This window comes from Caballeronia sp. BR00000012568055 (genome assembly GCF_029439455.1).
Classification (GTDB): domain Bacteria; phylum Pseudomonadota; class Gammaproteobacteria; order Burkholderiales; family Burkholderiaceae; genus Caballeronia.
On sequence record NZ_JAQFVG010000366.1, the window covers coordinates 30747 to 37813 of the forward strand.

General features: G+C 61.1%; 7 protein-coding genes and 1 pseudogene. 4 read left to right on the forward strand and 4 right to left on the reverse strand.

Annotated features, from left to right (window positions below; genetic code table 11):
• The first annotated feature begins 39 nt into the window (after positions 1 to 39).
• From P7F28_RS33595 to P7F28_RS33605, 3 genes are read left to right on the forward strand one after another with little or no spacing between them, the layout of a single operon-like run.
• Positions 40 to 1236, forward strand: coding sequence for a beta-ketoacyl-[acyl-carrier-protein] synthase family protein (locus tag P7F28_RS33595; protein WP_277189687.1), 1197 nt, complete (start codon positions 40 to 42; stop codon positions 1234 to 1236).
• Positions 1233 to 2024, forward strand: a complete 792-nt coding sequence (locus P7F28_RS33600; RefSeq protein ID WP_277189688.1) for a beta-ketoacyl synthase chain length factor — start codon at positions 1233 to 1235, stop codon at positions 2022 to 2024. The genes P7F28_RS33595 and P7F28_RS33600 overlap by 4 nt, the downstream gene beginning before the upstream one ends.
• Positions 2021 to 2470, forward strand: a complete 450-nt coding sequence (locus tag P7F28_RS33605; protein ID WP_277189689.1) for a hotdog family protein — start codon at positions 2021 to 2023, stop codon at positions 2468 to 2470. Before P7F28_RS33600 ends, P7F28_RS33605 begins: the two co-directional genes overlap by 4 nt.
• On the opposite strand, the gene P7F28_RS33610 is transcribed toward P7F28_RS33605, so the two are convergent.
• From P7F28_RS33610 to P7F28_RS33625, 4 genes are all read right to left on the reverse strand, one after another.
• Positions 2457 to 3215 (reverse strand): class I SAM-dependent methyltransferase, encoded by a 759-nt coding sequence (locus tag P7F28_RS33610; protein WP_277189690.1) that lies wholly within the window; start codon positions 3213 to 3215, stop codon positions 2457 to 2459. The genes P7F28_RS33605 and P7F28_RS33610 overlap by 14 nt on opposite strands.
• Positions 3216 to 3313: 98 nt before the next feature.
• Positions 3314 to 3916, reverse strand: coding sequence for a LysE family transporter (locus P7F28_RS33615; protein WP_277189691.1), 603 nt, complete (start codon positions 3914 to 3916; stop codon positions 3314 to 3316).
• Between the two features lie 87 nt (positions 3917 to 4003).
• Complete coding sequence (locus P7F28_RS33620) at positions 4004 to 4732, reverse strand: hypothetical protein (protein ID WP_277189692.1); 729 nt, start codon at positions 4730 to 4732, stop codon at positions 4004 to 4006.
• A 231-nt stretch (positions 4733 to 4963) separates the two neighbouring features.
• Positions 4964 to 5545 (reverse strand): flavin reductase family protein, encoded by a 582-nt coding sequence (locus tag P7F28_RS33625; protein ID WP_277189693.1) that lies wholly within the window; start codon positions 5543 to 5545, stop codon positions 4964 to 4966.
• Positions 5546 to 6268: 723 nt separating this feature from the next.
• Between P7F28_RS33625 and P7F28_RS33630 the strand changes: the two are divergent.
• Positions 6269 to 7067, forward strand: a pseudogene (locus tag P7F28_RS33630) (hypothetical protein); the annotation flags it as partial.

Genomic DNA, 7067 nt, shown 5'->3' on the forward strand with positions numbered 1-7067 from the left:
TGTTACAATTCCTCGCAAGACTTCTGACCTGAACGCCTCTTGAATCCTCTCCTGCTCACGCATTTCACCGCCACGAGTTGCGCGGGCTCAGGCCTCGACGCCACGCTTGCCGCCTTGCGCGACGCTCGCGGCGGCCTTGCGCCCTGCACCTTCGAAAACGTCGCGCTCAAGACCTTCGCTGGCCGCGTCGCGGGCGTCGAAGATGCGCCCGTGCGCGATGCGCTCGCTGCGTTCGACTGCCGCAACAACCGGCTGGCGCAAATGGCGCTCGAAGCAGACGGATTCGCGCAGCGCGTGAAAGACGCCATCGCTCGATACGGCGCGGCGCGCGTCGGCGTGTTTATGGGCACGAGCACGGCGGGCATTCTCGAAACCGAGCTGGCGTATCAGCGGCGCGATCCGCAAACCGGCGCGCTGCCCGCCGATTTCAACTACGCGACCACGCACAATCCCTACTCGCTCGCCGCTTTCGTGCGCGCGCATTTCGCGGTGCGTGGGCCGGCGGTGTCGGTCTCATCGGCGTGTTCGTCGGGCGCGAAAGTGTTCGGCTCGGCGCGGCGCATGCTGGAAACCGGTTTGATCGATGCCGCCATCGTCGGCGGTGTCGATACGCTTTGCCTCACCACGCTCTACGGTTTCAATTCGCTCGAATTGCTCTCGCCCGGACCGTGCAAACCGTTCGATGTGAATCGCGATGGCATTTCGATTGGTGAAGGCGCGGCGTTCGCGCTGCTCGAACGCGATTCCGCCGATGCCTCCGCCGATACCATCCGCCTGCTCGGCATCGGCGAATCGAGCGATGCGTATCACATGTCGTCGCCGCATCCCGATGGACTCGGCGCGCAACTGGCGATGGAACAGGCGCTCGCGGGCGCGGGACTCACGGCGCGCGATATCGGCTATGTGAATCTGCATGGCACGGCCACGCCCAGCAACGACGCCGCCGAAAGCCGCGCGCTCGTCAGCGTGTTCCCCGAAGGCGTGCCGTGCAGTTCGACCAAGGGCGCGACCGGCCACACGCTCGGCGCGGCGGGTGCGCTCGAAGCGGTGATCGCGGCGCTGGCGTTGCGGCATCAGATCGTGCCTGCAGGCGCGAACACGACCGAGCCGGACCCTGCGCTCGGTCTCGACTATGTGTTGAAGACGCGTGAAGCATCGCTCGATGCGGTGCTCAGCAATTCCTTTGGTTTCGGCGGGACCAATTGCAGTCTCGTTTTCGGATTGGGCCGCGTATGAGCAAACTGAACGCATATATCGACGGCGTCGGCGTGCTCGGGCCGGGTCTGGCCGATTGGGCGCAGACCGTTGAAGTGCTGACGGGCCGTACATCGCGCGAGAACGTAAGGACCGTGTTGCCCGCGCCTTCGAGTCTGCCTGCGGCGGAGCGTCGGCGAACCGGGCCGGTCGTGCGTGCGGCGCTGGCGGCGGCGCATGAAGCGGTGGCATCGAGTGGAAAGGATGCGGCGACGCTGGCTTCCGTGTTCGCGGCATCCGGTGGCGATGGCGCGAATTTCCACGCGATCTGCGAAACCCTCGCCAGCGACGATCCGCAAATCTCGCCGACGCGCTTCCACAACTCCGTGCACAACGCGCCCGCCGGTTACTGGAGCATCGCGACGCGCGCGATGGCGGCATCGAACGTGTTGTGTGCTTATGACGGCAGTTTCGCGGCGGGCTTGCTGGAAAGTCTCGCGCAGGTCGGCGTGGATGGCGTGCCGACGCTGCTCGTCGCGTATGACACGGACTATCCCGAACCGCTGCGTCAGGTGCGCCCGATCGACGATTCGTTCGGTGTCGGGCTGGTTCTCGTGCCCGAAGCGAGCGAACGCACGCTGGCGCGTATCGACGCGCATCTCACCGATCAACCCGCCGATACCTTCGACGATGCCGCTCTGGAAGCGCTGCGTCTGTCGAATCCTGCCGCGCGTGCATTGCCTTTGTTGCGGGCGCTGGCTTTAGAGCAAAAAGGCACTGTCGTACTCGATTATCTCGACGGCACGCAACTCGCGGTCACCCTCGCATGACGCACGATCGCGAATGGATCGCGGCGCGTATTCCGCATAGCGGCCCGATGTGCCTGCTCGATGGTGTCATCGAATGGGATGCGCAACATGTGCGCTGCGTGGCGACGAGTCATCGATTGGCCGATAACCCGCTGCGCTCGAAGGGACGGCTGGCGTCGGTATGCGGCATCGAATACGCCGCGCAAGCGATGGCCGTGCACGGCGCGCTGGTCGGCGCCGGAGACGCGAAGCGTCCGCGCGTCGGGATGCTGACGAGCGTGCGCGGCGTGCGCAGTTATGTCGATCGGCTCGATACGTTGGACGCTCCGTTGGATATCGAAGCCGAACGCATTGGTGGCGATGAAAACACGGTCCTATACCGCTTCAATGTGCGATGCGGCGGCGTTCCGGTGATCGAAGGGCGTGCTGCGGTGATGCTCGATGCCGAACGCACTAAGCCGGTTTAACCGCGCAATAAGCCGAGAAAATCCCTAACTCGACCTCGCGCCGTACATCGACGAAACCCGCGCGTTCGATCGCCGCGAGCACGGTTTGCGGCGGCACGCAGGCTTCGATCGTGTCCCAGTAATAGCGCATCAACTCGACGCTTTCCTGTTTCTTGCCGACGACGCGCGCGATCACCGGCACCACGCCGCGCATATAGAACTTCAACAACGCAATGCCCGCCGCACTCGACGGCCGCGTAATTTCCAGCACGCATAAGCGGCCACCCGGCGCGAGCACGCGGAAGTATTCATCGAAGGCGCGCGTGAGGTCGCTGACATGGCGCAGCGCGAAACCCATGCTCAGGAAGTCATAGGCCGCACTCTCGCAAGGCAGATTTTCTGCTGTGCCGATGCGCGTTTCCACGCCCATCGGCAAATGTGCCTCGCCGACCATGCCGGGACTCGGATCGACGCCCGTCACGAGCGATGCATCGCCGGTGATGGCGACGGCTTCTTTCGTGACGAGGCCGGTGCCCATGCCGACATCGAGCACGCGCATGCCTTTGACCAAACCCGCCGAGCGCAGCGCCCGATTTCGATACCACTTGCCGGAACCGAAGGCCATCGCGCGCTCGATCGCGTCGTAGTCCGGTGCGGTGCGGTCGAAGATGCCGCGCAGCCATGCCCGGCGTCGCGCTTCGTCGGGATACCACGCGGTCAGCGGTTCGTGCGGCGCTTCTTGTGTTCCGTCGTGCTCACGCGTCATTGCAGAATCCTGTCAGATGAAAACGCCTGGAAGGTATCGGTAACGAGTTGTGTGTTTTAACACGGCAGACAGGGCGGCGTGCTGGTTTGCTCGTTTGCTCAGCGAAACAGCGTGCACATCAGCAAAAACGAAAACGTACCCAACACGAGCGATGCACCGCGCTGCACGCGTTCGGGACTCGCCCACGTCAGCCGTCCGGTGCCGAGCGTCGCGCCGAACGCGATCCACAACACGCCGATCGGCACGAGCGCGAGCGTAAAGAGCGACATCGATTGAAGATAAGGCACGAGGTGCGAGAACGCGGCGGGCGAAAACAGCGTGCCTGCGAACAGCATGGCCTTGGGATTGAGCAAGGTGGCAACAAAAAGTCCGCGCACGCCGACGGTTTTTTCAGGCGATGACGACCGCAACCCGACCGCAGACCGCCACATCTTCATCGCCAGCCACGCGATATACACGCTGCACGCGACGCGCATAAACGCGGGCAGCCACGCGAGCACATCCGCCGCGCGGGCGATGACGATGCCCCAGACCGCGATCGCAACGAGATAACCCGCGAATTCACCGATTAGAAGCGGCATCGCACGGCGAATGCCTACGCGCAGACCGGCCGCCGCGAGCAGCGTATTGGTCGGACCGGGGGTGATGAGAATGACGGAAATGCCTAGCAAGAACAGCCAGGCTTGTGAAGTCGAGAGCATGAAAACGGCGATCGAAGCAGCGTGAAAAAGCAAAGGCTGCTTCGTACCATATCGCGTGCCGCACTGTCTTTGCGGCACGTCAAACTATCACGCGGCCGCGCGCTCCGACGCGCCCGGCATCAGCACATCGGCGGCTACGCCTGCGACAGCGGCCATCGGCATGCCGATACCCTGAGCCGGTTCGATCCGCACCGGCGCGGGCAGCGCCAGCGTCGCAAGACGGCGGGTGCGCATGGTGTTGCGGGTGCGTCGTTGCGGACGGCTCAGCATGCCGCCACCGACCAGCGCCACGAACGATCCGATCAGCGGCACGGCGAGCAGCATCGTGGCGAAGCGGAACAGGCCGAGTTTCATCGGACTGTGTGATGCCATCGCCGAATACGCCAGCGCAAACGCGACATAAGCAATCCCCGCCGGCGCGCCCGCAAGCTCGGGCATACCGATGAGTCTTGCCATCGGCATCGGAAAAATAAGCAGGAACAGTGCGATGCTGGACAGCGCGTGCACGAGCAACTCGCGACGTCGTTTGACGAGGCCCGTGATCGACCAGAACATGAGCAGCAAAACGAAGGGCGGGCAGGCTGCGACGACTGCGGCAATGGCGAGATACACCATGATTCCGCCGCCGAGATGGCGCAGATACCCTTCGGACGACGCGTACCAGACGAGGTAGCAGACCGCGGCGAGCGCCACGCAGCCGCACCAGGCGAGCATGCCGCCCTCGCCGTCCGGTGACAGCACGAGCCGCAAGGCCAACAGACTCGTAAAGCCCACCAGGTATACGACGAACCTGAACGCCGAAAACGCTTGTTTCATACCACACCCCTTTCCCCGGACGGTGCGAGCGGCTTTCATCGCAGATGAAAACCTGTCCTCACCCATCTATCGCTGGCGTCCGGCGTCGATGGCCGGATCGAAAGCTCGTTAATGTGCGACGCGAATGGTTCGGTGAACCTTCGCGTTCATCGACTGATTAACGGTTCGGTTTGGTGTGATCTTTAGGGCTTTTCGTGCGTGCTTAGAGTGTCCGTTCTAGTGGTTTACGGCTCAGCGCGCGATTGGCTGAGCGATTTGCATCGCCGAGGCGCGCACGAACTTGCCCGCGCCCAGATGGTGGATGGTGTGCAGCGGCGTGTTCGAATCGTCCACGGTCCAGTGGCCGTTGGAGAAGATGCGCGGATCGGCGGCGGCGGAAACGACTTCGGCGAAACAGGTGTCGTAGGCGTCTTCCGTGTGCGGCTCGCTGATCAGACGGCATTCCATCCACGCCGCGCAGTTTGTTTCGATCAGCGGCAGGCCGAGCACGGGGCCGGCGATGGTATCGATTCCGAAATGCTCAAACTTGTCGATATCGCGGCCAGAGGTCGTGCCGACGGCATAGGCCAGATCGATCATCCCCGCGCCGGGCACGATCAGGCCGAACGTGCCACTCGCGGCGGCGAGTTCGCGCGTGAACGTGCTCTTGTCGATCACGACCGCGATACGCGGCGGCGTGAATTCGACCGGCATCGACCAGGCTGCGGCCATGACGTTGCGACGGTTTCCGTGCGACGTGGTGATCAGAACGGTCGGTCCGTGGTTGATGAGTCGGCTGGCGTGGGAAAGGTCTACGGGGTGGAAGTGGGACATGGTTGTGAGGGAGTTCGAAAAGCCGAAATTTAGCACTGACTGTCTGATTAAGCCGTCACCGCGCTGGACGAGGACATAAGTCCACAGCGAAGTCCAGTTCGCCGGGCTTTGACCGGCATTTACGTTGAAGTAAAGCGAAATCATCACCGCCAGATTATTGGCGTGCGTATGCAGGTAACCAACGACATCGCTGTAGTAATTCGCAAGCGCGACGCGGTTGTTGCCACAGGCGAAGTTCGTGTTCACTTCTTGGTAAATACCAGCCATCAATGATTTGATAATAGTTCCAATATCGCTTCTTTGACGACCGGCGTGCTGGCAACGGCGTGCAATGGTGCTGTTAAGCCTAAAACTAAAAGAGTCAGTACCAAGAGTGTCTTGAATAAGATTTTGTGGAAGATATTAATGCCTTCTATCATTTACTCCGTTCAAGTCATTGCCCGATGGCATTGGAAACGCGATTACAAGCACGCTATCGGCTCACCGAAGCCCATTGTAATCGAATAATTATCGAATAAAAGTCCTGATTCACCTATTCGTGATTATTGTCCAGAAAATCATGAATCTCGCTCCGATTGATCTTCTTGGGAGATTATTATTAAATCGGATCGTTAAGCTATCAAGTTCCGGGCAATTACCCCGAAACATCTGTACGCCGTCGATTAATCGAGAAATTATTGCGTTGCAGGTCCGCTGTTTATCACTTCAACGTGTCTCAAAACAATGAAAAACTCACTGTTTCAATCCTTTGCGATTAATACCGCTCCAGTGCGCAATAAAAGCTGCTGGCTAACCATGCTTTTACTCGCTTTGACATTAACAGCGTGCGGCGGCGGTTCATCGTCAACCAACCCATCTGACGGCGCAACCGCCTCGAACGAGGCTGTCAGCATCGACACGGGAGCGTCATCTCCAGCCGAACCGGCGGTCTCGCCCGAATCCGCCTCTTCGGCAGAAGCTGCATCGTCGGTCGAACCGGCGTCCTCGCCCGACCCCGCCTCTTCCGCCCAACCTGCATCGTCGGTCGAACCCGCTTCTTCGGCTGGTACGGCATCGGAAGCGGTGCCGGCGTCCTCGCCTGATCCGGCGTCTTCGGTTGTGCCGCCCGCCAAGCGAGTGCCGATCGTTACCTCGGCGCTTCTTTACGTTGCGCCAGGATCGTCAGCCGTCGATTGGAGTCCGGCCGCCTGGGACGCCACCATCGCAACGGCAAAACAATCTGGATTCACCTCGATTACGCTGCCCGCTGCCGTCAGACGTCTCGAAGATGGATCGACCGTCGCGTATTACCCGTCAACGGTTCCCGGCACAACAACGGGCGGTTACAAAGATATTTTGGGGACGCTGATGCCGATCTTGAAGAAACACAACATGCACATTCGCATCGGACTGTTCCTTGATTTGGTATGGGGCAACCAGTGGTATATCGAGTGCACACCGGCCGCAGACGATGCACGCTTGACCAAGGCAATCGCCGACGACATCTGGCGTCAGTACGGGAGTTATTCGGAGTTGATCGACG